This window comes from Paraburkholderia sp. UCT31, from assembly GCF_014397655.1.
GTDB lineage: Bacteria > Pseudomonadota > Gammaproteobacteria > Burkholderiales > Burkholderiaceae > Paraburkholderia > Paraburkholderia tuberum.
In genome coordinates this window covers 1-24,628 of sequence record NZ_VZQP01000062.1, presented here as the reverse complement: position 1 = coordinate 24,628, position 24,628 = coordinate 1, and the positions used below count along the sequence as shown (strand labels likewise).

29 protein-coding genes are annotated in these 24,628 nt (G+C 60.3%); 8 read left to right on the top strand and 21 right to left on the bottom strand.

The window, feature by feature from the left end; all coding sequences use genetic code 11:
- Positions 1-61: 61 nt before the first annotated feature.
- The 7 genes from F6X40_RS34905 to F6X40_RS34875 all read right to left on the bottom strand — a co-directional run bounded on the left by F6X40_RS34905 (position 62) and on the right by F6X40_RS34875 (position 4,594).
- The gene (locus tag F6X40_RS34905) at positions 62-871 is read right to left on the bottom strand and encodes a hypothetical protein (protein WP_187630988.1); all 810 of its coding nucleotides are present in this window, start codon (positions 869-871) and stop codon (positions 62-64) included.
- Between the two features lie 250 nt (positions 872-1,121).
- Positions 1,122-1,913: a 3'-5' exonuclease gene (locus F6X40_RS34900; protein ID WP_187630987.1), complete on the bottom strand. Its 792-nt coding sequence runs from the start codon at positions 1,911-1,913 to the stop codon at positions 1,122-1,124.
- Positions 1,867-2,466: a hypothetical protein gene (locus F6X40_RS34895; protein ID WP_187630986.1), complete on the bottom strand. Its 600-nt coding sequence runs from the start codon at positions 2,464-2,466 to the stop codon at positions 1,867-1,869. The genes F6X40_RS34900 and F6X40_RS34895 overlap by 47 nt, the downstream gene beginning before the upstream one ends.
- A 121-nt stretch (positions 2,467-2,587) precedes the next feature.
- The gene (locus F6X40_RS34890; RefSeq protein ID WP_187630985.1) at positions 2,588-2,917 is read right to left on the bottom strand and encodes a hypothetical protein; all 330 of its coding nucleotides are present in this window, start codon (positions 2,915-2,917) and stop codon (positions 2,588-2,590) included.
- Complete coding sequence (locus tag F6X40_RS34885) at positions 2,914-3,219, bottom strand: DUF4031 domain-containing protein (RefSeq protein ID WP_187630984.1); 306 nt, start codon at positions 3,217-3,219, stop codon at positions 2,914-2,916. The genes F6X40_RS34890 and F6X40_RS34885 overlap by 4 nt, the downstream gene beginning before the upstream one ends.
- Positions 3,220-3,516, bottom strand: a complete 297-nt coding sequence (locus F6X40_RS34880) for a hypothetical protein (protein WP_187630983.1) — start codon at positions 3,514-3,516, stop codon at positions 3,220-3,222.
- A gap of 124 nt (positions 3,517-3,640) precedes the next feature.
- On the bottom strand, positions 3,641-4,594 hold the full coding sequence (locus F6X40_RS34875; protein ID WP_187631013.1) for a hypothetical protein: 954 nt from the start codon (positions 4,592-4,594) through the stop codon (positions 3,641-3,643).
- Between the two features lie 325 nt (positions 4,595-4,919).
- Here F6X40_RS34875 and F6X40_RS34870 point away from each other — a divergent pair, with 325 nt between their 5' ends.
- The 3 genes from F6X40_RS34870 (at position 4,920) to F6X40_RS34860 (ending at position 8,504) form a co-directional block, all read left to right on the top strand.
- A complete protein-coding gene (locus tag F6X40_RS34870; protein ID WP_187630982.1) occupies positions 4,920-6,179 on the top strand; it encodes a glycosyltransferase in 1,260 nt (419 codons plus the stop codon).
- Positions 6,180-6,213: 34 nt separating this feature from the next.
- A complete protein-coding gene (locus F6X40_RS34865; RefSeq protein ID WP_187630981.1) occupies positions 6,214-7,332 on the top strand; it encodes a hypothetical protein in 1,119 nt (372 codons plus the stop codon).
- Positions 7,333-7,439: 107 nt separating this feature from the next.
- Entirely contained in the window at positions 7,440-8,504 is a 1,065-nt protein-coding gene (locus F6X40_RS34860; protein ID WP_187630980.1) for a hypothetical protein, read from the top strand.
- A gap of 130 nt (positions 8,505-8,634) precedes the next feature.
- Here the strand turns inward: F6X40_RS34860 and F6X40_RS34855 are convergent, their stop codons facing one another.
- The 12 genes from F6X40_RS34855 to F6X40_RS34800 all read right to left on the bottom strand — a co-directional run bounded on the left by F6X40_RS34855 (position 8,635) and on the right by F6X40_RS34800 (position 18,893).
- Positions 8,635-9,303 carry a hypothetical protein gene (locus F6X40_RS34855; protein ID WP_187630979.1) on the bottom strand — a complete coding sequence of 223 codons (669 nt, stop codon included), beginning with the start codon at positions 9,301-9,303 and terminating at the stop codon, positions 8,635-8,637.
- 587 nt (positions 9,304-9,890) lie between these two features.
- Positions 9,891-10,727, bottom strand: a complete 837-nt coding sequence (locus tag F6X40_RS34850) for a metallophosphoesterase (RefSeq protein WP_187630978.1) — start codon at positions 10,725-10,727, stop codon at positions 9,891-9,893.
- A gap of 30 nt (positions 10,728-10,757) precedes the next feature.
- Positions 10,758-11,564, bottom strand: coding sequence for a hypothetical protein (locus F6X40_RS34845; protein WP_187630977.1), 807 nt, complete (start codon positions 11,562-11,564; stop codon positions 10,758-10,760).
- Positions 11,565-11,860: 296 nt separating this feature from the next.
- Complete coding sequence (locus tag F6X40_RS34840) at positions 11,861-12,556, bottom strand: TerD family protein (RefSeq protein WP_187630976.1); 696 nt, start codon at positions 12,554-12,556, stop codon at positions 11,861-11,863.
- Between the two features lie 39 nt (positions 12,557-12,595).
- Positions 12,596-13,660: a DUF475 domain-containing protein gene (locus tag F6X40_RS34835; RefSeq protein WP_187630975.1), complete on the bottom strand. Its 1,065-nt coding sequence runs from the start codon at positions 13,658-13,660 to the stop codon at positions 12,596-12,598.
- A 66-nt stretch (positions 13,661-13,726) separates the two neighbouring features.
- On the bottom strand, positions 13,727-14,071 hold the full coding sequence (locus tag F6X40_RS34830; RefSeq protein WP_187630974.1) for a DUF5406 family protein: 345 nt from the start codon (positions 14,069-14,071) through the stop codon (positions 13,727-13,729).
- Between the two features lie 46 nt (positions 14,072-14,117).
- Complete coding sequence (locus tag F6X40_RS34825; RefSeq protein WP_187630973.1) at positions 14,118-14,858, bottom strand: VWA domain-containing protein; 741 nt, start codon at positions 14,856-14,858, stop codon at positions 14,118-14,120.
- Positions 14,859-14,871: 13 nt separating this feature from the next.
- Entirely contained in the window at positions 14,872-15,960 is a 1,089-nt protein-coding gene (locus F6X40_RS34820; protein WP_187630972.1) for a toxic anion resistance protein, read from the bottom strand.
- Positions 15,961-16,277: 317 nt separating this feature from the next.
- The gene (locus F6X40_RS34815) at positions 16,278-16,628 is read right to left on the bottom strand and encodes a hypothetical protein (RefSeq protein WP_187630971.1); all 351 of its coding nucleotides are present in this window, start codon (positions 16,626-16,628) and stop codon (positions 16,278-16,280) included.
- Positions 16,629-16,656: 28 nt separating this feature from the next.
- Positions 16,657-16,983 (bottom strand): hypothetical protein, encoded by a 327-nt coding sequence (locus F6X40_RS34810; RefSeq protein WP_187630970.1) that lies wholly within the window; start codon positions 16,981-16,983, stop codon positions 16,657-16,659.
- 258 nt (positions 16,984-17,241) lie between these two features.
- The gene (locus tag F6X40_RS34805; protein WP_187630969.1) at positions 17,242-17,883 is read right to left on the bottom strand and encodes a hypothetical protein; all 642 of its coding nucleotides are present in this window, start codon (positions 17,881-17,883) and stop codon (positions 17,242-17,244) included.
- Positions 17,884-18,422: 539 nt separating this feature from the next.
- Positions 18,423-18,893, bottom strand: coding sequence for a hypothetical protein (locus F6X40_RS34800; protein ID WP_187630968.1), 471 nt, complete (start codon positions 18,891-18,893; stop codon positions 18,423-18,425).
- A 221-nt stretch (positions 18,894-19,114) separates the two neighbouring features.
- Between F6X40_RS34800 and F6X40_RS34795 the strand changes: the two genes are divergently transcribed.
- The 4 genes from F6X40_RS34795 (at position 19,115) to F6X40_RS34780 (ending at position 22,587) form a co-directional block, all read left to right on the top strand.
- A complete protein-coding gene (locus F6X40_RS34795; protein ID WP_187630967.1) occupies positions 19,115-19,567 on the top strand; it encodes a hypothetical protein in 453 nt (150 codons plus the stop codon).
- A gap of 163 nt (positions 19,568-19,730) precedes the next feature.
- On the top strand, positions 19,731-20,531 hold the full coding sequence (locus F6X40_RS34790) for a hypothetical protein (protein WP_187630966.1): 801 nt from the start codon (positions 19,731-19,733) through the stop codon (positions 20,529-20,531).
- A 221-nt stretch (positions 20,532-20,752) separates the two neighbouring features.
- The gene (locus F6X40_RS34785) at positions 20,753-21,661 is read left to right on the top strand and encodes a hypothetical protein (RefSeq protein ID WP_187630965.1); all 909 of its coding nucleotides are present in this window, start codon (positions 20,753-20,755) and stop codon (positions 21,659-21,661) included.
- 677 nt (positions 21,662-22,338) lie between these two features.
- Positions 22,339-22,587 (top strand): hypothetical protein, encoded by a 249-nt coding sequence (locus F6X40_RS34780; protein WP_187630964.1) that lies wholly within the window; start codon positions 22,339-22,341, stop codon positions 22,585-22,587.
- Positions 22,588-22,739: 152 nt separating this feature from the next.
- Here F6X40_RS34780 and F6X40_RS34775 read toward each other — a convergent pair whose 3' ends face one another.
- Positions 22,740-22,988, bottom strand: a complete 249-nt coding sequence (locus F6X40_RS34775) for a hypothetical protein (protein WP_187630963.1) — start codon at positions 22,986-22,988, stop codon at positions 22,740-22,742.
- Positions 22,989-23,139: 151 nt separating this feature from the next.
- Positions 23,140-23,916 (bottom strand): hypothetical protein, encoded by a 777-nt coding sequence (locus F6X40_RS34770; protein WP_187630962.1) that lies wholly within the window; start codon positions 23,914-23,916, stop codon positions 23,140-23,142.
- Between the two features lie 364 nt (positions 23,917-24,280).
- Here F6X40_RS34770 and F6X40_RS34765 point away from each other — a divergent pair.
- On the top strand, positions 24,281-24,628 hold a 348-nt coding region (locus tag F6X40_RS34765; RefSeq protein ID WP_187630961.1), incomplete at its 3' end, for a hypothetical protein.

Genomic DNA, 24,628 nt, shown 5'->3' with positions numbered 1-24,628 from the left:
CCATCGGCTGCAGGAATGCTGCGAGTGTCGGGACTTTGATGCGGCCCTCCGGAGGGGCTTGTCATTTCACAAACATGGCGAACGACCCGCTCGTTGCGTCACCGTAGTCGGTGGTGTATCCGCCGCCCGTACCGTCGCCCACGAACCAGGAGAGCCCTCCCCCACGTGTGTCGGCGGTCCAGAAATACACTCCCGCCGTGCTTGCGTAGTCGCACATACCGCGAGTCATGGGGGTGTATCCGGCGTTGCAGGTCTGCTGCCCAGTCCAGGCTAGCGAAGCGTAGCTGGAGAGGCAATCCCCAGCAGGATATGCACTTTGGTTGTAAGTGCAGGTCGGCTTCATGTACCGTACCCGGGTAGTACCTCCGAAAACCCCAACCAGTCGATAACCCGTTGTCACTCGACTATTGATATCCGTATCCGCCAGCTTCCCGCTGCCGTCCGAAAATCCAGCGTTCGTCAGGTAGTTTGTCTGGACGGCGCTGGAGGTGACCCAGGTCGCGGGGGCGGTACTCGCCGAGCCCTTTTCGACCAGCGTCCATCCGCCGCCGTCGGACGTCATATCGCACCAGTCGACCGTGGGCACTCCTCCCACTGAAATCGTGTAGGCGCCGCTTCCTGTGGCTCCCGTGTAGCCGTGGGTTGCGTCTCCCTTCAGATATCCCAGACAGCTCGAAGCATAGGTTCCATCCGCCCATTTGCGTCCGGAGCCAGACGTGACTATTCCGGTTTGAGGAGGCGAAGACGCTGAAGCAGCCAATCCGTGAACAGGAATACGGTAAATGTAGGTGTTCCCCGCAACCGCAGGTGCTGAGCTACTCAACGCCATCGCCGCCAACAAGCTCAAAATTGTCGTCAAGTTTTTAGTCATTACGATTCCTGCGGAAATAAAAGATTTCCACGTGTAGCGATTCGCCCTGCCACATGCGAGGAATCTGGTGTGAGAGCATCTCGCACTATGGATTTCTTGCGCTGTTCGGACCATGGGCGATTGTTTTGGGCATCCCGCTCTGACGACTTGAGTTTCGGCTCCGGTTCGGCGGAAGGAGCGCTCGGCTAATCCACTGGAGGGCACGCATCCCACGCGCGCCCGTGCGTATCAGCTTGCGACCCAGAATCGTTCAGGCGTTGCGCCCGAGCATATGAGCGAGCAGGCGCGCTGTGTTGCGCGCGTCATCGACGCCGCTGTGGTGACGACCTTCAAAGGCCAGGCCAGCGCGTTCGAGTGCGCGCGCGAGGCCAGGACTCTTCTTGCCGAAGCCAAAGAACGCGCCGGCGAACTCCTTGATATTGAAGTGCTTCTGGCCTTCCCACGGATAGGCGACACCTTCATTCGCGCACTGGGTCTCGAGCTGCTTGCGGTCGTAATCGCCGTAGGAGCCCCACAGCTTGACACCGTGCCGCTCATGCAGCGCGCGAACCCGCTCCATCACCTGCGCGAAGCTTTCCGCGTGCTCGACCTGCTCGGGACGAATACCGGTGAGCTCGGTACAGAAAGAGCTGACGAACGACGTCGTCGGTCGCACATAGAACTGCTCTGACTCGAGCACGCGGCCAGTGGCCGGTTCCATCAGCGCCCAGCCTACCTCGATAACTTCCTTCGCGTGGTTTGCGCTTTCCTCAGGGCTGCCGTAGCAGGTAGCTTCAAGGTCTACCACAGCCACAACCGGCAGCGTAACGACCTCGAGCACAAGCCGCGTGATGTCGCGCTGGCGCGCGATGCGGCCTTCCTGTCGTCGCATGTATTCGTCGAGCGCCGCGTTGCTCTCGCGTTGCGGCGAGAGGGCTTCAAGGAGTGCTGCGTCAGAGGCTTGTGAATAATCCATTGTTCTGTTCTCTTGAGTGTTGGTTGAGGCGGCCGTGCCGTCAGAAGAAGCTTTGAAAGACGCCGGCGAGCAGTTCGATGCCAGCAAGCGCAAACGCGACGACGCCGACGAAAAACACAATCGGCCCGGCGAAGGCATGCACCTCGCGCGGCCGGCGTTGCTCCTTTAGATGTTCCACCGTGAGGAAAGCACCGGCCAGTAGAAGAGGCAGCGCACCAACGATATAGGGCAGGCACACTGGCCGCTGCACCGAAGCCGGCATTAGCGCCGCCCACCAGAGCGGCGCAGAAATCAGCACCAGCGCCAGCATGAAGACTGCTACGGTTCCGATGTCGTGTATTTCGAGCGCTGGAGGGGACTCCGGCGAGCAGGACAGCTCTGCCCCGTGACTGGGAGCTTCCAGCGCCATAGGGGATGCCTCTGCCGCCTGGAGCCTTTTGTCAATACGCTGCATGTCCGCCTCGAGGGCGGCGCGCGTAATCCGGTACTCGGGGGGAAGCTTTGCGACTGCGCGCTCGACCGAGTCTCGCGCCGCCCGCAATGTGCGCAATTCACGCTCAGGCTTTCCCGCCGCGCGCGCGTCGTCGCTCTCGCGCAGTCGCGTACGGGCCTGTTCCCAGAATGCTTCGTATTTTTCCAATGTGCCGCTCGATTCGTTGTTTCTGTTGAAGAACCGCCGTCGCCCTTTTCACTGGCCGAGGCACTTTCAGCGACTGCTGAAAGCGGTGTCGCCGATGAAAAGTCTTCGCGCCGCCACGCGGCTACGCGTCGAACGACGGCTCTGTCTCGGCCATCATGGTGGCCAGGCCATGCGCGCTTTGACACAGCGAGCGCATATCGGAGTTAGTAAGCGCGCCCCGAGTGCCTTCCCGTGCACAAAGGCCCCCGAGTGCTTGCTCAGCGTAACGGCGATGAATCTCAGCGCGGGCCTGGGCGTTGCGCCGGTCATCAGCGAACGTGTTGCGAACGTATTCCTTGGCCTCCATCATGGTGCAGCCAAATGCGTCCCGCACTGCGAGCACGACGTCAGAAGGGCCGCGCCCTTTCTCAGGAAGCGGGGCGCCAGTTGCACTACGGTTATTGTTGGTCATTCGGATTGTCCGGTAGTCAATGAAAGTTGGGGGGACGCTTCGCCGCGCGTCGGCCGGGCCATGCCTTTTGCGACGCGCAGCAAGGTTCGTTGGTCGACGGGAATCGCGCCGGCGCTTATCGCCCGGTCACGCTGCTCTGCGGTGACGTCATAGTGAGGGTGCCGCGTGCCACGATGGAACCAGCATTGGTTCACCCCAATGGCGGAAGCGAAAGCGTGCATCTCCTCGAGGCTATCGGCCGAGAGGTGGAAGCGCGGCTTGCCGCGATAGAGGATGGCGGCATCGTCGACGTAGGCAGCCATTCAGTGGTCCGCCCTGGAAGACTCGACAGCGATTGCAGCGGCGGCGCGCGTGATGGCATATCGCAGTGCGCGGGCCGCATCGCCCTGATGGTTTTCCAGGCGCTCCTCGACGTCGACAAGGAGACCACCGGCGAACATGCCCGCTACCGTAATACTCGGACCCATGCGCGTGACGTCAAAGCCGAAGTGGGCCAGCAGGCGCAGGGCCGTGCCGTCGTCATTGAGCGGGTCGAAATCGCCTTGTTCGCCATAAACGGTTGGTGTCTCGAGAAACACCTTCCCCGAGAGAAGGTGCATGAGAGACAACTCGGCGCGTTCGCAAGCGGCGCACGCGGCATCTTGGGTAAGGCGGAGGTCTTCGGCAGTCAGCATCGATGAGAATGAAAATGTGGGAGAGAGCAGTGCACCCGGGCGCACTCGGTCAAATCGCGGCAAGCAGCCGCCAGCAGAGGATTTCAGCCGCTGCCGGCAAAGCGGCGTTGTTTAGCGGCGTATTTCTTTCAGCGGGTTCGACGTTGCGCGCGAGGGCCTCATAGAACTCGTAGGCGGCCTGCAACTCGGCCTCGCCGGCATCGAGCAGATAAAAGAGTCCGCGCAGGATAGCCGCTTGCTGTGAGAGTACCTGTCGCGTGGAAGCCCAGCCAGCCAGATGGTAGGAGAAGGCGTGCACGCCTTCGCCGTTTAGAGCTTTACGCACGGCCGCATTTCCGGCGCGGACTCGACCCTGCGTCGTCGTTGCCGTTCGCTGGGCGGCGCGTCGTGCACGCAGCGCGTGCCTGTTCGCCCACAGGACACGGACATGAACCCGGCGCGCCTGCTTCGTAGAGAAGAACTCATCGACCAACCGACGGATGACGCTGGGATAGGCATGGTGATTTGCCAGTACACGTCGCGCGCGGCCATGTATCTCGCGCAGGGTGGTGCAGAGGGAGTGACTGCCGGCTCTGCCGCTGCCGTGGATTGGGCCACTAAAGTCAGAAAGCACCGTCCCGCTCTGGTCGTCAGCGAGCGCCCAATACGCGCGCGGCTGAATACCCGCGCTCATGTCGCCGCTGTCCGACGTCCACACGAAGCGGCAAAGCGGCTTGTCGCCTTCCTGGAGCACGCTATCGGGGGGCAGGCCGGCGCATCCGTCTTCATGAACGTAAAGTTCATGCACGCCCGCGAGCGCGGCACGCGCCCCGTCATCGGCGGCAAACGCGAGGCGCTCGGCGACATCCGGCTGCGCGTCAGCGGGCGCCGGCCGACTCGTAGCCTGTGCGAGCACGGCTTCCAGCGCAAGCTTCATGCGCTGCGCGTCGGAGACTCCGCCGTCGGCGGCAGCAGCTTTATAGGCGGTCTCTGCGGCCTTGACCATTTCGGTGGAGATAGGCATGAAGTTCCCTTCTTGGGCGTTTTATACGTACGAGTTCCAGATTAGTAAAAGCGGCTGTGCTTTACAATTATACCATCGAGTCCCTGCCATGAGGGTCTGGTCGCAGATGCGCCTGTGGGCGGGCTTTTCAAAGCGAGGCGCGACATTGGCCTCACGTAAGCTGTCGACGTAAAGTGTATGTTTATATGGAAATCATCGACGCGCTGTCTTATACTGAGCGTGTACTTTACAAAAGGACACCCCCCGCGATGACAGTTCCGAGCTTCGGCGCCCCGGGCATGGCACCCCTTTCAGGGAACACTCCTTCGACTTGTGTGAGGCAAGCATGTTGAACGTTGGCAACTACTTTTTCTTAAAGGCGCTCCTTTTCATTGCCGCTTTCGGTGCCATTGGTCAATATTTGCTGCGCTTGACTACGGGAGGCTGCCGCTATCAGCTTGACTACACACGCCAGCCGATGGTTTCTGTGCTGTTGCCTGTTTTCAATGAAAGCGAAAAAATTCTCGACACCATCGCAAGTATCATGTCGTCTAGCTGGCCGCACGATAGACTGGAAGTCATCGCATGGGACGACTGCAGTAAAGATGACTCGTATGAGTGGCTCGAGCATGCGAAGACACTCTATGGTGACCGCCTCATCATCGGGCGTAATGCAACCAACTCCGGGAAGCATCTGACGCTGATTAACGCATCGTATCAAAGCAAGGGTGAAATCTTTATCGTCATGGATAGCGATTGCATCTTTGACAAGAACGCGGTCAAGGAGCTGGCTGCCGGCTTTACGGACCCTGAGGTTGGGGCAGTCGGGGGCGCTGTCGGCGTTCGCAATGTCAACGACAACGTACTGACAAAAGCTCAGGCGGTTGCTTATTTCAAGGCCTTCCAACTCAACAAGGTTTCGCAGTCCCTGGGCAAGTACGTCGCGTGTATCAGTGGTTGCATGTTTGCCGTTCGGGCTTGCGTGTATCGCGAAATTGAATCGGATATTAGTGAGCATATTGTTCTCGGCGTTCCCGTTCGCTACGGTGAAGACCGCTACATGTCTCACGTCATCGGGCTGCATGGGTGGCGCACGTTTATCAATTTCCGCGCATTCTGCTGGACTACTGTACCCACAACGATTGGCGATTTTATCTCGCAGCAACAGCGGTGGTGCCGCTCAGGCTCGCTTGACCCGATTTGGACGATTCTTAATCTGCGTACCAACTTCAAGAAAATTGGTGTTCTGCCGACGCTGACCTGGCTGCTGCCTGCAATGTGTGCGTCCATTGCGCTCTTTGTCTTTCTTGTTGCCGTGATGGCCAATGGCTTTGTGTTCTTTGTCAAGTCGTTGACAGTTTCGGGCTTCGCCGGTGGGGTCCTGTTTGTATTCTTGGGTCTGTTTTACAACCTGATGGCACCACGAATGGCCCCGGGCACCGAAAAAATCAGGAACGTAGTGGAGCTCTTTTTTGCAGCCACTATCTGGCACGCCATCTTCCCTGTGCTGACAGGTGTAGCGTGGCTGACGTTCGACCAAGGCGGTTGGGGTACGCGCACCGAAGCCGCACCTCAGCAACCTGAATCGGTTTCGCAACAGCAATAGCGGCTTGATATTACAACTAGCGAGAGAAAACAAAATGAGCACACCTACTTCGACCACTTCGATTACGGGTTCCCGCTTCGGCAAGCTTGAAATCGGGGCTATTCAAAAGCTGCTAATCAAAGGCTATCGCTGGCTGGCGGTCACGCTGCTGGGCCTTATCCTGGTCAGTGTTGTCTGTTACGGTATTTTGCCGGTCACCTACCTGCTTAATTCCAGCTGGATTGCGCCGGTCATTCTTACAAAATCCGACCCGCGTGTTGCGTCGCTTGCTGGGCAGGTTTTTACAGCCAAGCAGAATCTCGACACCATGAACGAAGAGCTGGGCAGTGCAACTCAGGCCCGTCATCTGTTGCAAACGCAGCATGACTGGCTTGCAGGCATCATCGCACGCTACGAGCATTCACTGGTTTCGGAGAAGGACGCGGACGCCGCCTTCAACCAGCAACTCGGCAAGCTTGCAACGGAAAAACAGGCGTCGACGGCTCACGTTGCAGAGGCTGTGGCAGCGAATCGCAAGCTGGGAGAAAGCATCGAGCAGGAACTTAAGGCGGGTCTGATTACCGCTGCAACGGCTGCTCAGCTAAAGGCCAGCATTGTGACCTCTGAATCCCAGCTGAGCGACAGCAGGATTGCTATGGCAACGATGGCCAACCAGATGTCGGAACTGTCGCGCGGTGTGCAGTCGCTTGGGGGTGGCGGTACCTCGCCGCAAGCCCTGTATAGCCTGGCCCAGGTCAGCGTGCTCAAGCAGGAAATGTCTGAGACGGACCTGAAGCTCGTGCAACTGAATGCTGACGTTGATGCGAAAAGCAAGCAGGTAGGCGAACTCCAGTCGCTGTTGGAAAGCCTGAAGGCAAGCCCCTTCTATATGGCGGCGTATGGTGTCAGTGACATGCGTCGCTTTGCTTTTGTTCCCTACGATAACGATGACGCGGTCCAGGTCGGCAAGCCGATTTATTCCTGCGCGCTGCAAATCGTGGTTTGCTCGAAGGTGGGCATCGTCAAGGCACTGACGAAGGATGAAATCGAGGTGACTCACCCAATTTTCAATACGCGGATGCGTGGCACCCTGGCTGAGCTGGATATGAAGGACAAGGATGCGGCAAAGAAGATGACACTCTTTGTCGGCCACCGTCCCCTGTACGTGTTCTAAGCCACGATGCGCTACCTGCCCGGAGGGGTCCGGGCGGAACAAAGTAGTACAACGAATGAATGACGGGTTGCTAATCCGGTTCTCCAACAAGGCTCCGAGTAAATAAAATGAACAAGACCATTAAACTGCTCGCTCTTAACCTGGCTGTCCTGACCGCTGTGCCCGCGTTTGCGGATGAAACCCAGTCTTTCTGTGACATGACGCAGGCCCAGGCCGAAGTTCAAAAGCAACTTCTTGGCTCGGCGCAGCTATTTGCCACGACGGGTAACCCTGCCACTGGTAACAGCAGCACCATCACCATGGGCATCAGCAAGTCCCTGTCCAAGCACCTGCAAGCCCGCACGACCGGCGAGCTGGCGGACGCCACGTGTGAGTCGTATCGTCTGGACAGGAAGCTGGCTGAGCAGGCTGAAAACGTCGAGCAGCGCGGCGACCTCCTGGCATTTGGTGCGATGGAGCCCTTGCTGCGAAAAGCGCTTGACCTCGCGAATGCGAACATTGACAAGGAAACGTCGCTGCGAAAGGTCAACGCAGCGACCTTGATGGACGTAAAGGCGGCATACGACGCACGGGATACGCTGTCCGCGCTGTTGACGGCGTTGCAGCAAAGCCTTAGCCGTATCCAGGACCAGCTGCCCGAGGCTGAACTCCCGCTGCGCGAACTGGTACAGGAAGACATTGCTGCCAAGGCCGCAGTGGCAGGACAGGCGAGCAAGCTTCAGGCTGAATCGGCGTGGGATGTGTCCATCGCGGCGGGTGCGCAGACGGACCCGCGCCACGATGGTCGTACCCGGCCGTTTGTCGGGGTGACCGTTTCTTATAGCTTTGGGGCTGTTGCCGCCAACCGGGCCGCAAGCCGTGTTGCGAGTCTGACCTCGAAGTACGTGAGCGAGGAACGTGGTGGTCCCGAGATGCAGTATCGGCGTGCACTTGACACGGCTCGCGGCCTCATTCAAGCCGAAGAAGGTATCCTGCGAGGTCTGGACCAGCGCATGGCGTTAGCCGATTCCAACGTGCAGCAGCTGCAAGGTATCGAGACGGATGATGCGCAGCGTGCGCTGCGACAAGCTCGCCTTGAGCAGCTGGGGACTAAAGCACAAATCGAGGGTTCGCAGGCGCGTCTGGACTATCTGCGGGGCTGGCTGGCTCGCAACACGGACAATGGAGTTTGAATATGGTGTGGAGCTTCGCGCCGCACACTGGACCTGAATGGAGGCGCCGGCGGGGGGGTCGCCGCAGCCTCGGCTGTATGATTGACACCGGTCTGTGTTCTCGCACAGACCGGTTTTTTTGGGTAACCGTCTAGCGCAGCCGCAGGCAATCGCCGAGCTGCTGGTTTGATAGCTGGAGGTAACTGTTCGCTCCGGTAAAACCCGGCTCGATAAACTCGACGCGATTTGAATCGACAGCCCAGATGTTCATGCGGTCAAATAGCTGCTCCGCGCTGACGCCTACCGTCCAAGAAGCTTGGTCCTCATCCGCCGCCGCTTCTCGCAGTAACGACTCGCCAATCTGATGGCGGCACTTATCGGTCGGACTCAAAATGTCCGATTTTTTCAGCATGCGGTGCTCTTTCCCGGAAAGCACAAATACTTGGGCATCGGCCCAGTAGTGAATTCTGGATAGTTCCTCTTTTGAGCTGAGGGTCTGCAGAGTCACGAAGTGCTTACCCGACCTGAACGCGGTGATTTCAAGTTCGCACGACGTGGGACTGTCCTCGTCAGGGTCTTCGTCTTCGCGAGGCATGCTCGGCCCGCATTCCATCAGGCGTTCCTTAACGTACTTCCTGACCACTGGGTCATTTATTTTCGGATAGATGACATGGAAGCCTACCTCGCCGACATAACCCGTCAGTTCTTTTGATGGAAGGACCGTATTCTCAGGGGCAACCTTCCACCCGCTGTACGCGAAGGCAGTGTTTACGGATACGAGAACTAAGGCGGCGACGGCTAGGTTTAAAGTGCGGCTCAATTGGATACGCCTGAGGAGAGAATGTCTCCTTTATAGCCACGTCATCGTCGACCCCCATCGCGGAAACGCATAAGTGCGCTAGCTAGACAGAGTTCCTTTAACCACCCCGTGACCGTCAATGCCGTTTTGGCTGTTTACCGTACTCTGCGGCGTTCTAGCTCTCGCCAGTGTCGCGTTACTTTGGCTCCTGTTGTGGCCAACGGCTCAACGGTCAGACGGACGACGAGGTATTTCATTCAGTAGGCTTACATTGCTTGGTCTGCTGGGGGTAGCACTGATTATGTTCGCTCGAGCGGTAAACCTCGGGTTCGATGACACCGCCAAAGTCGTTAATACATACGGGCCGGAGCCTTTACCCGCGATTCAGGGTGTCCGGCAACCGCCGAAGTGCACCGACTTCGACCGGGGGATGGCTGGCGGTGTCAGGCCGGATGGGTTGTACACGCGGCCGGGTTGGGGCGGCGACCCGAAATGCGGGGGAATCGGCTTCACACAGGACGCCGTTGACCTCGATAAGAGCTCGCCAGAGGCCCGAGAACGGTACCTGCGGGAACACAGGCGGTGACCTGCGCAATTCGGAACCTGCTTTAGCAGGGCGGATACGCGAGCTTAGGCGTTGCCCCGGGCACGTGCTCCATCAGAAACAGCGTCCCGGCCGCCGCCTCCTTCAGATGAGGCCGGTACGCGCCGCCGTCGATGAAGACATGCGAGCGGTAAAGAATCGGGTACGGGACGATGGTATGCCCGACATAGGTGAGCGACACACCCGGTTGCCGCTCTCGCGCGACGACAGAAAGGCCATTCGTGTCGTAGGCCGTGTGCATCTCCGGGCGCGCCATCTCCCGAAAAAGCTCACCAGATAACCGCCGGCCCCATGTCAGGGCTTCTATCGAGCGGCCAAGAACGGCCTCGTCTTGAATCTCAGCGTCGGTGATGAAGCGGCCGGCGCGAAAGCGCTCAGCGTGGACGACGTAAAACGTGTCGGTTGCGGATGTTTGTACAGCAAGCGCAAGCGGCAGTGACTCGACGTGCGGTACGAGCTCGTGCAACTCTGCGAGCGTTTGCGCATGCAGTCCCTTGAGCCAATCGCCGGAGTAGAGCCGCGCCTGCAGCTTCGTTCGAAGCTTCGTCGGCCGCCCGAGGAACGACAGCACCATGCGGTCGTGATTTCCGCGCACGGAGTGAAACCAGGGTTCGCGCAGCAGGCGCAGGCACTCGAGGGGAAAGGGACCCCGGTCGATGAGGTCCCCTGTGGCAATGAGCCGGTCGCATCGTGTATCGAAGCTGACAGCGGCCAGCGCGCGCTGCAGCGCCACATAGCAGCCGTGAAGGTCTCCGACGACAAACGTCCTGCCTTTGACGGGGCCGAGCGTTTTGAAAAGTCGGTGCTCGGTGGGCGGCGCGCTGCCAGGGGCGAAGGTCAAGCGATGCTCCACATTGTGTACAGATTGCGTCTAGCGACCCGCTGCTCCGACTTTCGCCAGCTCGATGGCGGGAAGCGTTACATTCAGGCCGTGGTCGATGTTTCCGAGCAAAGCCACAATCAGCCCGCGTAGCTCCTGCAGGGTTTGCTTGAGCACCTGCGCCTGCTGGTTAGACGATTGCAGCGCGCGCCGCCGCTGGTCGACAGCGCCGGCCAACACTGCGTCAGCGATTGCGCCGGTGACATCGGCGGATACGGATAGTACCGCAAGATAGAGCGCCAGCTCGCGAGCAAGGTGGTCCTGCTCATTGATGAACTCCTCGCACTCAGGGATTAGCTGCTGCAGGCGTTCACGCAAGGCGATAATGCTCAGCCGGCAGTCGTCAAGGCTGCGGTGCCGGGTAATGAGTCGTTGCAGGCGAGAGGGATTTGCACGCGCGGCATCGAGCGTGGTCTCCAGGACCTCTGAGCCATTAAGGTCGCTGTATGTGCGCATCACGGTAGCGGCATCAGTGGCGAGGCGGCTTTGCTGCTGTGCTGCGTCGGCACCCCAGGAGGTCACGCCGGCGAGCTTGAATGGCAATAGCTGCGACAGCTTGAGCTTGAAGCGCGGCTCGTCCTGCGCGACCAGCTCTGCATAGGCGGCCCGAGCGTGCCCGAGCGCATGCGTAACGACGTCCGGAATGGCCGGACCCAGGACGGGCTGGCTCGCCACCCCGGCAGGCACCCCGGCAGGCACGCAGGGAGGCGCGGTGCGGCGCGCTGTCGGCGGGTCGAACGCCAGGTCCGCTGCGTGGCGCGCACGCGCGGGCATCTCCGCCCCGGTCGACTCTCGCATGCTGCGACCAGCGTCGGCTGTCCGGGGCGGCTCGTCGAAGTTGACCGCTTGCGCGCGGCGCGCCGTCGGGGGGCTGGCGGGACTGGCCGCATCCGGAGTAGGCGCTGGCGTGTCGTCAAACAGACGGTGGGGAACTTTCGGAGACATGGGCGGCTCGGCTTGCGGCGAAGCAGGGGAAGGCGCGTCGTCGAATACGATTCGAAAGCGGGACTGGGGTTGGGTCATGCCGCACCTTGAGGGCGGAAAAACGGCCCCCGACTGGCGGGGGCCTCGACGGCCCGTAGGCCGTTCACTCGTTAGGCCTGGAACTTCGAGTAAAAGTCGTCCAGCTCGCGGTCCGGATAACCCTGACCGACCGCCTCGAAGAACGTGTCCCCGTTCTCGCGATAAAACGAACCGGCGTGCACCGAGATGTCGGATTTGAAGTCCTCCGACAGCATGTACTGCGCGAGCAGGTCGCCCGAATCTTCGTTGTAGACGCGTACGTACGCTTGCTGCACCTGGCCGAAGGTCAGCTTGCCATAGCGGCGCACATCAAGCGGTTTCTGATAGCGCGAGACGATAAGCGGCACCAGTGCCACGCGTGCATCAAGCGCGGCTCCGTCAAAGAACACGGTTTCCGCGTCGCCATTGGCCCCGGCGGCATTGCCCGTCTGGTTGTCGCCGCTGTGGATGATGCCCAGGCACGGAGAAGCCGGCAGGCCCTTCTTCTCTTCGTTCTCGTCGACGAATGTCGTGGTGTTGTCGCTGGTGCGCGTTTCGCTGTTATAGAAGACGAACCAGCGGTCGTCGATGAGCTTCATGACGGGCTTGCCGTCCTTGAGCTCACCGGAGTCGGCCAGACCGAACAGCGATACGTCCAGGTCAATCTTTTCGCCCGGGCGCGGGCTTTCTTCCCAGCCGAGCGCGACGCGGAAGTGTTGCTTGCCGCCCGATTCCTTGGACAGGTTCACGCGGTCGCCGCGTGCGAGCTTCTTGAACTGTACTGGCATGGTGTCTTTTCCTTGCTTTGACTGTGAGAGATATCGGGATTACTGAGCGGCAACTGCCGCGCGCTGTTCAGCCTTGTTTGCGCGGAGGGAACTCCACACTGCGCATGCGATGGATGCGACGCCGAGCAGACCCGTCACAACTTCGGGCACCTCGTGGACAACGCCGACGAACATCAGGGCGCCAAGCGCGCCGATAGCCCAGAAGGCACCGTGCTCGAGGTAGCGATAGGCTTGCAGCGAGTCATTCTCGACGAGCAGAAGGGTCAGCTTGCGTACATACGCCGCACCGATGCCCAAGCCGATTGCAATCAGGAAAATGTTGTCGGAGATGGCGAGCGCGCCAATCACGCCGTCAAACGAGCAGGACGCGTCGAGCGTCTCGAGATAGAGCAGGCCAAGCAGGCCTTGCTTCACGAACGCCTTCGCTACCTCGCCGCCGGAACCTTCGGCAGCCTCTTCGTCATCGCCCTGGAGGGCTGAACCCAGGCCGTGGGCCGCCACGAAGCTCATGACTCCGCTGATGCCCGCGAACACAAAGGAAAGGCGTTCCTCGTCGGCGACAAACATGGTGGTGATGGCGAGGATACCCAGCGTAAGGAACACGTCCAGCTTGCCGATTTTCCCGGCCTTGCTCAGCGGCTGTTCGATGAAACGGAGCCAGTGGCTGTCTTTCTCGACGTTGAGCATGAATTCCCAGAAGACCATCAGCAGGAACGCGCCACCGAAAGCGGCGATTTCCCGGTGAGAGGACTGCAGCACGTTGGCGTATTGCTTCGGGTCAAGGACTGCCATTTTCGCCGCGTCAACGAGACTGACGTGCCCGAGCACCGCGACAATCGCGAGCGGGAACAGAAGCCGCATGCCAATCACGGCAATGGGCAGGCCCACCCGCATGAATACCGCGCGCCACGCACTGTTCCAGTTGCGCAGCACGGCTGCATTGAGGACGGCGTTATCGAACGACACAGAGATTTCCAGCGGCGCGAGCGTTGCGACGACGAGAAAGCCCTGAACGCCGTTAAGCCAGCCACCGGCAATGAGGCCGAGGACCGTTAGGATGGCAGGCCAGCGAAAATCACTGACCGTGTTCTTGACAGAAGGCATGTGCTTGTTTTCCTTTATGAGCGCAATCGGCTTTACAAAAAGAGCTTGGGGACGTGCGACCGTGGTTTAGCCGCGACCGGCCCCGCGCCCCGAGGGTTCGATGGCAGCAATCTCAGCCGCTATGAGTAGCTCATTGAGCCACCGGATTCCGCGACCGAGTTCGTCCGTGCATTCCAGCTGTTCGCCGGCTGCGTTGGTAAGTGCCAGAACAAGGGGGTTGGGCAGTTCGCCCGGCAGACCCAGGCAAACCTGGTGGACGGCCTCCTCGATGACGCACAGCCCGCGAAGGTTTCCGTCGACCTGTACCGTGCGTTCGGCGCGGTAGCAGCAAACTCCGAAAGTGAGCTTGACTGTCTGCAGGGCCGTTCGGCCACACTGGACGAGGTCGGGGTCGTAATTAAAGGCGGTCATGCTTGTCCTTGAGGAGAGAGGCGGCAGGGACGCCGCCCGCTCGCGCTTACTCGTGGCCGCGAACCCACGTGCAGAATTCTTCGGTAATGACCTGCTCGTAGAGCGCTTCTTCTTCGATATCGAGCGACGAAAGATTGAGGAAGCCCACATTCGGCAGCTTGTCTGCCATCTGCTGCAGGAAACCGAATTCCCGAGGGTTGCCTACCCCAATGAGCGTCCAGTAAAGCGGATACTTCTGGCTTGCTTGCAAGGCAGCCTCGGCTCTGGCGCGGTCTGAGTTCTGTCCATCCGTGATGAACATGTTCCATGCGGGAGTCATGTCGCGCACGGGGGCAGCAGCCTGCGGCTTTGCCTTTGCGCCAAACAGACGCGACAGGAACGAGCCGGACGCCTTCACGCTGGCTTCGGCCATCGACTCCGGAAAGTAAAACTCCGCGATGTCTTCCATGGCCGGTGCGTACAGCGTCCCGTCCCACATCCATTCTTCCTGTTTGCTCCAGATTTCCTGGTGCACCCAGTTACCGTAGTCCGCTACCTTCGCGGTTTCGAGTTGCTTGTGCTTCTCGGAGAACACCCAGCCATCGAGCTCGCCGTTGTCATCGAACGGGCCCGCAAGCGCCATCAGGCGTTGATGGCACTCTTCCATGATGTGTTTCTCATACATCCACTTCGCCGAGCCGGAGGCGTCCAGCGCGGCGCCCGCGCGCACAGTCGTCGGCGTGAGGATGTTTCGCTTCTTCAGCACGACTCGGACTTTCTCGACGCGTTTTTCAAAGTTGACTGCCATGGGAGTCCTCGGGTTATTTACGGGATGCGTTGGCGATGAGCTGCTGGTCGATGGCCTGCAAGCGGGGGAGCGCGTCGCGGCGCATACGTTCGCCCTCCTCGTTGATGAGGCGGATTTTTTCCGCGCCTTCGGTGAAAAGCTTCTGGCGGTATTCGAGCGTCTCGACCGTGATGGCCGGCCGTTGGCCAAGGCGCGCAATCTCCTCGCCGTTGCGGTTGGCCAGTTCGGCCTGTCGGCGCAGAGCCTGGTCGGTCGCGTCGTACATCAGGTTGGCGACTTCAGCCGCCTTTTTCTGTTCGAGGTTCAGGATGTACTCGGCGTACGTTTCCTTGAGAATCGGCAGCAGTTGACGCTCGAACGTGTAGTAGGCGGCCACTAGCGTACGGGCCTGTTCCTGCATGCGCGCGAGCAAAGGTTCACGCTGATGGCAATGGGTGATGGACGCCTCGAAGTCGAAAATCATCTTTTCGACACGCTCGAGCTGGCGCTGCACCCGGGCCTTGTCCTCGGCGGCGAACACGTCGGTGGATGTCCCGAAGGATGCAATTTGCTGGCGCAGCGCGGCCGCGAGTTGCTCCGCGTCAGCCTTGTCGGACTCGAAGCCAAGGCACAGCTGACGGTTCGATTCCAGCATGCGCTCGTAATCCTTGATGCGCGACGCCTGACGTGTGAAGTGCGGCGCGACGGACGCCACAAGCGTATCCAGCCGCTTTTCGACGACGTCGTACTGAGCCTGAAACTTCTCTTTCACGCTCGAACCCAGATGGGTGAGCTTTTGCAGGAGGCCTTGCTTGCCCAGTTGAGCCGGGTCGAGGCCCTTTGCCGAACTGATGATTGCATTCAGCTTCACGCCCAACTCTTCGGCGTCCGACGCCCGCTGGCTGGCGAGAATCTCGTTGACGATGGAGGAGCTTTGCGTCGTGCGACCCGTGGCCAGCCGGTCCAGGTCCTCGTCGGTCACAACGCGAAGGGCTGTGCTCACTGGCTGAGGGGCTGGACGCTGCGAGACTGCGGGCAGGTTGGGGGCAGCCGCAACGGGCGACAGAAGACTGACCGTCGACTTTACAGGCGACGGTGTATCGTCAAAGGAAATTCGGCTCATTTGAAATGGATTTTGTACGTGACGAGAGCCATTGTATAGCAGGTGTAAAGGCTTTACAAATGCTAAACGGTGTCAGTATAAAACAGGTGCAGGTCGGATATGGGAGGGGGAGTTACTGGAGAGGGGGAGGCACACGCAGCGCGTTGCCACGCAGGCCGGAAGAAGGCCGGAGAGGGGCTAGCGCCTGGACGCGCGGCGCGAGGTGGAACGGGGCCGCCGCTAACGAGCGCGACGCACCGTCAATGACGTCAGATGCGTGCAGCGCGGGCATGGCGTTCGATAGAGCGAAGCCGGCCCGGCCACAGTTGTCGTTTTGCTTACAACACGGCGCAATCTGGATTGTAAAAGGCGTCAAGCCGGCGGAGCACGTATGCGTAGCGCCCGAGCAGGTGCTGGTTGCTCATCCCCGCCAGGTCGATATCCGGAATGAACTCCTTCTCGAGGCGGCTTCGCTGCCACTCTGGGTTGGTGCTGGCCCGAAGGAAAGGAAGCCGCCCGTCGCCTTCAAGGTGCGGCACGACCTCGCCGGTCGACAGGAAGTGCAGATATCCCTGAATGCGCAGGTTGTGCTCAAGCAGCATCGCGTTAATGTGCTCCTCTATGAGCTGGCGGGTATGTTGTCCCGGAGCCAGATTGCGGAGGTTTCGGGTAAAGATGTCGCGCGCCATGGTTCTTCCGTTGGTTTTGTACGACGGCCTAGGCGGACGGTGCCGTGACCGCGCGCGCTTCGTCGAGGCGTTTGAGGAGCAACTTCAGATGTCTCTGGTGATACTCGCTGAACCAGCCAATCTGGGCGCGCAACCAGAGCTCATGGGCGTCATCTTGCTGGAGCTCAGTCAGTTCGCTCATGCGCTTGTCAGCGACGCCCTCAAAGTCCGGCGTGATGTGCGCGCGAACCCCAGCAAGCGTGTTTTCGCGAACGAGAAGTTCAAAACGGGCCAACGACTCTTCGGCGGAGCCCGACGAGCCGTGGTCCGCCGCTACGATTTGGCGGGCGCGAGGAAATACTCGAAAACCGGCCATTGTGGCGAGCTCCGCGAGGTTTTCGAACGATTGCAGCTTGTCGGCGGGCGCCTGTTGCGCAGTGTTTTCTGTCATGTTCTTGAGCCTGCAAAGGGGAGGGAGGCGGGGCCGGACTCGTCGACGGTGCGACTTGCCGTTCCGGCCTCAGGGCGGATAGGGAGAGGCCAAGTCTACAACCGAGGCGGCGTTTTGAAAAGGATGTGAGGATTCGCTTGATAAAAGAAAAGGGCGAGATAGTCTCTCGCCCAATCAAATCACTTACGAAGCATCGCCGGCACGTGCTGCCGAAACGCCGTAAATCTCAGCGGTGTCGTTGTTGATAGCCCAAGCCTTGGGGGCGTAGGGCATCGTCCACTCTTCCTCGTTGATGTGTTCGGCGAGCCGCGCATTACCAAGCCCGAGGTCGTCCAGCTCGCCCTCGTCCTCGCGCAACAGCATGCCGCCCTTGTGTCCAAACGCCGTCACCAGCATTTCTCCATTGGGGTCGTTCGTGAGATGCACGCAGGGGATGCCTTCGTTAATCTCAATGCGCATATCCACGACGTCGAGACCCGCCATGTCAGCCAGCTCCGATACGCCTGAGGGCGCGACGAGAACACGCAGGCACTCGGACCCGAAGCTTTCGACCTTCACACGGTACTCGGTCTGGCGGCGGCTCAGCTTCTCCGCATCCAGGCTGAGTTCGTCATGCTTGTCCCACGACTCCAGCGTGGATTCGAACACAACTGCATCGGTTTCCTTCGAGCCTTCGGCATATACCTTGAGCGCCCGATACATATCGAAACCGCACATCCTGCTGACCATCTCGAGTGCCGCGCAGTAGGTGGTGTTGCCGCCACTTTGCTTCACGAATTCCTGCACGTTACGGGCCATCACGGCCGGGTTGACCTTTACGAACATATCAAATCCTTATGGGTTGCGCACGAAGCGCCCTTGACGGGAAATACCAAGTTGCTCGCCTTACCTGACCGACGCTTCGTGCTGAACGCACAAAGTGGATGTCGACTACGATTTGAAGCGGAAGCTTTGCCGTACCGGTGAGCCGGCGCGAGCGGGAGGTGTTCCAGGACCTTGGGAGGTGTAGCGACGTCCGGCGAGCGACCCTGAGGGGGACCGGAGGCTGCCCACCTCGGGCTTCCTACATCGCGCAGCGGCCAGGGGCTTCTGTCTGCAGCGGGGCGTTCGAAGCTGTGCGCGAACTGGAAAGGAGGGGCAGGCGGGAGCGGCGCGGCGACCGCGCGCAAAATCGACGGGCTCGCCCAGCGCACTGGGGAAGGAGGCGTCCGCCGGCCGCCTACCGCACAAAACCGGAATTTCGATTCAGTTTGAAGTTCGAATTCCGGAGTTGCGGCACCCCCGTGGTAGCCCGGCTTTACCGCTTCGCGCTGTGGCGAAACGCCGCGTAAAGGGACGCGACCAAGGCGGACCGGTTCCGACGACTACGAGTTTGTGCCGCTCGTGGCTTCCTCCACTACCGGCGCGTCGGCCCGAAGTCGCATCAATACGTCGTCCGGCAACGCCCGAACGAAATCCATCAACTGCGCTTGCGAAAACAGATGTGCCCCGTCCACGGTGCGGGCTGAATGCCGGCGCGCGACGTCCAGGAAAACGGCTTCGCGGTGCATGCTGTCAACCTGCGGCGGCTCATAAGGAGACTCAGCGCCGTAGACCTCTGCAATCGTTTTGCCTGCTGCTATCGCTTCTGCCCGGTCGATGCCTCGAGCATCCCACGGAGCGGCTGGCGGCGCGTTCCAGATGCTCTCGTCATAGTACGGCGCTTCCGATGCGAACATTTCCGCGTCAGTCGCTTTGACGACCAGTGCGTCGAAACCTTCACCGTCCCTGGCAAAAACTTCGGCCGCCGACGCACCAAACGCGAGCGCCTCGTCTATAGCGCGGCGCAGGTTCACCAGCCCCGGTCGATTTGCGTACACGAGCACTGGCCGATGCCAGCACGCCTGCGGATAGATGTGGAGACACGGGAAATCCGGGTCGTCTGAGAGGGGCGCTGAAGACATAGGGGAGATATCCAAGGGAGGCCGGTGCATCTTAACAAAACAAAAACGTGTTTTTGGTGTCGTTGTCATCCGGCTAGTTCGGTCGTCATTGAGGTGCGACGGAACTCGTACCAATGAAAAGCCGTGTAGCTATTCAATGTATCGAACACCAGGAGACCCGCATGGCTTTTTCCCGACACGGCATGGACCGCGCACGCAAGGCGTTCTTTCGCACGCCCAAACGCAGCAAGCCTAACCTCGAGAAAGACTTGCTTGCAGCGAGCCGCTCCGACTCACAAACGAAGGAAGAGCGGGAGGAGGAGTTCCGGGAAGCGCGCGCCGCCGCCGCGCAACGGGCAGCGAGCAAAAAGCCTCGCAGTCCGACGACCACGGTCGCGCTGGAAGCGACAGCAGGTGGCGCAACAGGCGCGTTCGCCGGCGCGGTGCTCGGTGCCCTGCTGGGTATGGTCTTCGTGCCGAGCGCGGGACCCCGCTGGACAATCGCTCTTGGCATCCTCGGTGCCCTGTTCGGGGCACCTGCCAATGCGTTCTTTCTGCACACTTTGCCGGAGTGGTTGGAGCGCTAAGCTGTCGCGGGCGCCGGAGCGCGGCGATGCACGTCATGGTCGAGCCTTGGCGCAACTTCGCACGAGTGCCCTCCTATCGCATCGCTATACCTCGCAGGACCAACCGCCCCGATGATACGGGGAAAACTTTTCAAGAGAGGACATCGTGAGTTCGTATCAAGTATTGACGCATCTGGCAGCAGGCTTGCAGCCTGACGGACGGCCGTTCGAAGACGGCATCGAAGGATTTCCGGAGAACCTGAAGCGCGCTTTTTCTGAAGGCGCGGCAGCTATCAAGTTCAAGGAAGCATTCATGCAGTTTGTCGATGAACACAACGGCTCTGTAAAGGCTGATAAGGTTCAGGCGGTAGCCGTGAAGACGGCATTTGCCGCCCTCGCGCGTTCCGCGACGGACAGCGCTGCGGCACCTGCTGCAGCCAGCGCAGCGCCCGCACAGGGTGCGCAACCGGCCGCCGCGCAAGCAGCGGAACGGCCCACGCAAGCGGCTGCTCCCGCAGCTGCCGCAGCGAGGCCCGTCGCGTCGCCGGCAGCTAACGCTGCGCAGGCGGGTCAGGGTGCTGCGGCCAGTACACGGGCTGCCACTTCGACCAGTCGCGTGGACGGCGTCGCAGTAAAAACGCCGCCCGGGACGACGACCTTCGGGGGGCAGGGCACCAAGTGGACGCCGGAGGAGGACGCAGAACTCGTTCGCGCGTACCGGGACGAAAAGCTGCCTCTGCACGTCATCGCCCAGCGGCACAACCGTTCGCCTGTTGCCATTGGCATGCGTCTGGTTGAGCCGCACAAGCTGATGGCCAAGGAGGAGGTCGACGCGTTGCGTGCGCGGACTCGCGCAAGCTACACGCCGCCCGCTGAAGCAGCGGCTCCTGTTGCCGCACCGGTGGCTGAGCCTGATGACGATGTTGGCTTGTCGGCGGCGCAGCTCGCCACGCTCAGTCAGGCGGAGGAGCCGATTTATAGTTGAAGTCTAAGGTGCTGTGGGTTTCACACCCATCAGCGTGTCTCATTCGAAAGCCCGCTTCGCGCGGGCTTTTTTCTTGGGCGACTCACTTGGGTTGCAGCAGATGCCCTGCGGGTCCTTACCTACGGCGCGATTTCCTGGCCGTTCCGGCTGAAAGGTTTCCCGCGATTTACGGTGGCTATACGAGGGATTGGCGCCCTTGCCCCTCCCTTCAAGACGAAACCATGCGAAAAGCAACACGGAAACTAGCGCTCACAGGACTGTTCGGCATCCTGCTGTCGGCCGGACCGGCCCTCGCTAGCAACTATATCTACCGCATTCCCATGCCGGGCCTTTTGGCCAGCTCAACCGGCACCAACACTAATACGGGCTCAAGCGGGACCGGTGGTGCTGGCGTATGTACGCCGGGCACGACGGCCTTTTCATACACCGGAAGTGCGCAATCCTTCACTGTGCCTGCGGGCTGTACCCAGATAGCGGTCGCCGCATGGGGCGCGGGTGGCGGGGGCAGCACGACCTACGGCACCGGAGGAGCGGGAGCGTATGCGGGGGCAACCTTCAGTGTCGTGGGTGGGGAGCAATTTACCGTCATCGTGGGACAAGCCGGCCTGTCGGGAACGACGTCCCCGCGAGCATCGTACGGCGGCGGCGGGTCCGGCGCTTATTCCACTCTTTATGGTGCGGCCGGCGGTGCTGGGGGCGGCGGAGCTTTCCTCCAGCTCAACGGTCAGGACCTTCTCGTGGCCGGGGGCGGCGGCGGTGGAGGCTGGGATGATTATTCGGGTTCTTCCGGCTACGGTTCTATGACAGGCTTCAACGGCCAGACGACGACGGGCACAGGCGCAACCACAACTTCAGACACCGGAGGCGACGGCAACGGAGGAGGAGGCGGTGGCGGCCATAACGGTGGCCAGGGCGGAATCAAGACCACCAATGCGTCGTGGCAATTCTATCCAGGGGGCCAAGGGGGAATGTCCTACCTCGACGCTTCCGCGACCAATCAAGTCAGTGTGGCAGCCTCGGGCACAACCGTGCCGATGACAACGAGCCCCGGCTACGTTTCAGGCGTTGGGGTCGCAGGTACGTACAGCAAAGGAGCGGGTAATGCTCGACTCGTTATTGTCTATCAGTGACCACTCGGACAGCCACACACATAACGGAGTCGATACGGAGATGAAGTCGTTCAAATTTGTAGCGAGACCAATGCGTGGGATTTTAGCGATGACGCTGGCCGTAACGCTAGCCGCAAGCGGTAGTGGGGTAGCCGCGTCTACAAACACATTAGGCGGCACGGGGCAGCAGCCGTCTGGGTCAATCACGACATCAAGCATATATGGGCCGCTTACGGATAGTGAAAAGGCGCTTATCGGCCAGGACACGGACGGTAACGGTGTACGCGACGACGTTGACGCGTGGATAGTCTCGACATTTAGGGACCCGGCAACGAAAGCGGCCGCGACGGCGGAGGCGCAATGGCTTACGTGGTCAATGATTCGAGGTGCGCGCGGTACTGCGACGACGACCGCCGAACTCAACGCGTGGTCGACCGTACACAGTTGCTTCCACGAAACCGCATTCTCGTCGATGGGCTCCAACGTCCCGTCGGCGCGAGTCTGGGAAGCGAAAATTTTTAACAGCTACGCTCGGACGAAGGCGTATCTGACGTGGGATGCATCCATGGACGGCACGATGTCATCCGTGAGCGGTAGTCCCTGCAACGACATTTCGCAAATGCCGGTGCCATGAAAAGCTCACCGTTCCCGAAAGGTTGCTACACGACTCAGGTCAATTACTTTTTTGGAGTCTTTTTATGCAACCGGTCAACACCCAAGTCGTTCGCCTCGCTCTCGATGCCCTGAACAAGCGCAAACCCGTTGTTGTCACGCCCCAAGGAAAGCCGATGCCGGGAATTTTTGGCACCTGCTACCGAGTGTCGGTACCCACGACGATGGCTGGCCGCGTCACGTGCAAGCTGGACAAGTTCGTCGGCGGCGCACTCGTTGGGACTGTTGTGATGCATGAAAAAAATGGCAGCTTTTTCGTCGGTGCAGCTCACTGACGCAAGCGAATCTTCACCGCCTTATTCGAAGCCGACCATCTGGTCGGCTTTTTCTTTGTGTGATGGACGAAGGGGCTGCATGAAAAAAGCGAGCCAATCAATCGGCTCGCTTCGAATCAGCTAGTGTCGCGCCCTGAGAGGGGCGGAGGCGTTCAGGCCAGGTCGACGGTCACGAACTTTTCGAAGACCACGAACCCAGCTTCGGACAGCGCCTGCATCAAGTCCGATACCTCGTCGTTATCGACCGACAACTTACGAGCCATCTCCTGCGCGTCCAGTTCGGTCACTCCGTCGGGAGCAAGCGCTACCAGTACGTTCTGTCCGTCGACGTTGTCGACCGTGACCAGCACGCGCTCTGCGATGGCACGGTTTCTCGCTTTCGAGTCTTCTTGCATGTCCATGATGTCCTCAGTTGGTTGGTTTGCTTTGCAGCTCTGTGTGTAGAGACCGCGACGTGAGAAGTATTTCGGACGGTTGGGAGCAGTACGGCGCCGAGAAAGAGAAACGGCCCGGGATTGGGCCGTTTGACGGGGCGGAAAGCCTCGAGACGCGTCAGTCGACCGTCTGGATGTATTCGAAGCCCATCTGTGCGTAGAGCGCTTTGGCGAGCTCGTTTTTGCCGAAGAACGCCTGCACTTCAGCGGGAGTTGTACACACGGCCACTTCGTTTCTCACCATCTCGCCGAGCACAAGCGTGAGGCCCCGGCGTGCCGCGACGTATTTGCCGCCTTTCGTCTGGTACAACGCGAAGTGAAACGAGCGACCGCCCTTCACCGCACTGAAAACCTGCCCGATGAGCTTTCCTTCGAAACGAAGGTCCATGTCGTCTGTGCGACTGAGCGTGTACGTCCGGAGCTCGTCCGCCTCGTCTTTCGGCGGCATTGCTTTGGCGTTGTCCTTCGCGACGGCCTGGGCTGTCTCCGGGTGCCAGCGCAACGTCTTGCGGACATGGTCGGCAACCTGCTCGTGGAGACGCTTGAAACCGGGCGGGACGAATTCGCCGGCGAAGAATGCGTCGCCGCCGAGCTGGAATGAGCGCGTCTCCTTTTCACCGGCGATACTCACGCGCACTGACGGCGGTTGCACGGAACGGGAATGCGGGGAGGGGATGTACACCTCGTAGCTCTGCTCGCCTTGCGTGGCTTTGACAAAAAGCTCGTCAGGAGTCAGTCGGGCGGTCATTTCGGTGCCCGCGTGGCCCGACATCGAGAAATGTAGCGGCTCAAATACGTCGTCGAGCGTGGCGCACAGCCCAGCGGCGGCGCGGGTGATTTCAGCTTGCAGCTTGGTCGCAAACTGGAACAGGTCATCCGACAGGATTGACTTCATTACAATCTCCTTCACAACACACCAGGTGACCTCGCCTGGCCGAGTGCAATCCACAATTGCAACGGATGTAGGGACGTTTTTTATACACGCGGGGATGTGACTTTACATTGGCCGTGCGCTTTGCAAATGCTAAACTGCTGAGAATATCTGGTAAAGGCTCATGGTAATGGCAGCAATTCATATTCTAGGTGGGGGCACAGACGCGCCCCTGCGCAGTGACGTCGTACTCTCAACCCCTGGTCGCGGAACGACCGCGCGAGAAGTGGCGAGAATCTGCGCGGAGTGGGGGCTTGGCCAGACCACCCGTCTCGCCCTGACTGAGCGCGCTGACCCGAAAGGGTGGGCGCTTCGTACGACGCAGGACGTGTCGGATTACGTCGACGAGCTGCTCGAGGACGAATCTGTCAAGGTGCTCGTGATGGCCACCTCGCTCTGCCGTTGGCGCGCGCTCGAGGGGGCGGAGGAAAAACCGTTGAGCGCAAGACCGACGGCGGGCGATATCGCGCAGGTGACGCTGGTCCACGGCTCCAGCCCTGAAGACCTAGTCCGTGCACGTCGGCCCGACATCGTGCTGGTTTCGACGTTGCGGACCGCAGGGAAGGACGACAATGGCTTACTAGTCGCAACCCTGAGACACGCGCGCAAGACCGGAGCTAACGTGGTCATCGGTCGCGACATTGAATCGCGTGACGTCTTCGTGGTGGGGCGGGCG

Coding starts and splice junctions, on each gene's coding strand:
- F6X40_RS34905 (WP_187630988.1), bottom strand. CDS start 871: ATGACTAAAAACTTGACGACAATTTTGAGCTTGTTGGCGGCGATGGCG.
- F6X40_RS34890 (WP_187630985.1), bottom strand. CDS start 2,917: ATGACCAACAATAACCGTAGTGCAACTGGCGCCCCGCTTCCTGAGAAA.
- F6X40_RS34885 (WP_187630984.1), bottom strand. CDS start 3,219: ATGGCTGCCTACGTCGACGATGCCGCCATCCTCTATCGCGGCAAGCCG.
- F6X40_RS34880 (WP_187630983.1), bottom strand. CDS start 3,516: ATGCACCTTCTCTCGGGGAAGGTGTTTCTCGAGACACCAACCGTTTAT.
- F6X40_RS34875 (WP_187631013.1), bottom strand. CDS start 4,594: ATGCCTATCTCCACCGAAATGGTCAAGGCCGCAGAGACCGCCTATAAA.
- F6X40_RS34870 (WP_187630982.1), top strand. CDS start 4,920: ATGTTGAACGTTGGCAACTACTTTTTCTTAAAGGCGCTCCTTTTCATT.
- F6X40_RS34865 (WP_187630981.1), top strand. CDS start 6,214: ATGAGCACACCTACTTCGACCACTTCGATTACGGGTTCCCGCTTCGGC.
- F6X40_RS34860 (WP_187630980.1), top strand. CDS start 7,440: ATGAACAAGACCATTAAACTGCTCGCTCTTAACCTGGCTGTCCTGACC.
- F6X40_RS34845 (WP_187630977.1), bottom strand. CDS start 11,564: ATGCGAGAGTCGACCGGGGCGGAGATGCCCGCGCGTGCGCGCCACGCA.
- F6X40_RS34840 (WP_187630976.1), bottom strand. CDS start 12,556: ATGCCAGTACAGTTCAAGAAGCTCGCACGCGGCGACCGCGTGAACCTG.
- F6X40_RS34835 (WP_187630975.1), bottom strand. CDS start 13,660: ATGCCTTCTGTCAAGAACACGGTCAGTGATTTTCGCTGGCCTGCCATC.
- F6X40_RS34830 (WP_187630974.1), bottom strand. CDS start 14,071: ATGACCGCCTTTAATTACGACCCCGACCTCGTCCAGTGTGGCCGAACG.
- F6X40_RS34825 (WP_187630973.1), bottom strand. CDS start 14,858: ATGGCAGTCAACTTTGAAAAACGCGTCGAGAAAGTCCGAGTCGTGCTG.
- F6X40_RS34820 (WP_187630972.1), bottom strand. CDS start 15,960: ATGAGCCGAATTTCCTTTGACGATACACCGTCGCCTGTAAAGTCGACG.
- F6X40_RS34815 (WP_187630971.1), bottom strand. CDS start 16,628: ATGGCGCGCGACATCTTTACCCGAAACCTCCGCAATCTGGCTCCGGGA.
- F6X40_RS34810 (WP_187630970.1), bottom strand. CDS start 16,983: ATGGCCGGTTTTCGAGTATTTCCTCGCGCCCGCCAAATCGTAGCGGCG.
- F6X40_RS34805 (WP_187630969.1), bottom strand. CDS start 17,883: ATGTTCGTAAAGGTCAACCCGGCCGTGATGGCCCGTAACGTGCAGGAA.
- F6X40_RS34795 (WP_187630967.1), top strand. CDS start 19,115: ATGAAAAGCCGTGTAGCTATTCAATGTATCGAACACCAGGAGACCCGC.
- F6X40_RS34785 (WP_187630965.1), top strand. CDS start 20,753: ATGCGAAAAGCAACACGGAAACTAGCGCTCACAGGACTGTTCGGCATC.
- F6X40_RS34780 (WP_187630964.1), top strand. CDS start 22,339: ATGCAACCGGTCAACACCCAAGTCGTTCGCCTCGCTCTCGATGCCCTG.
- F6X40_RS34775 (WP_187630963.1), bottom strand. CDS start 22,988: ATGGACATGCAAGAAGACTCGAAAGCGAGAAACCGTGCCATCGCAGAG.
- F6X40_RS34770 (WP_187630962.1), bottom strand. CDS start 23,916: ATGAAGTCAATCCTGTCGGATGACCTGTTCCAGTTTGCGACCAAGCTG.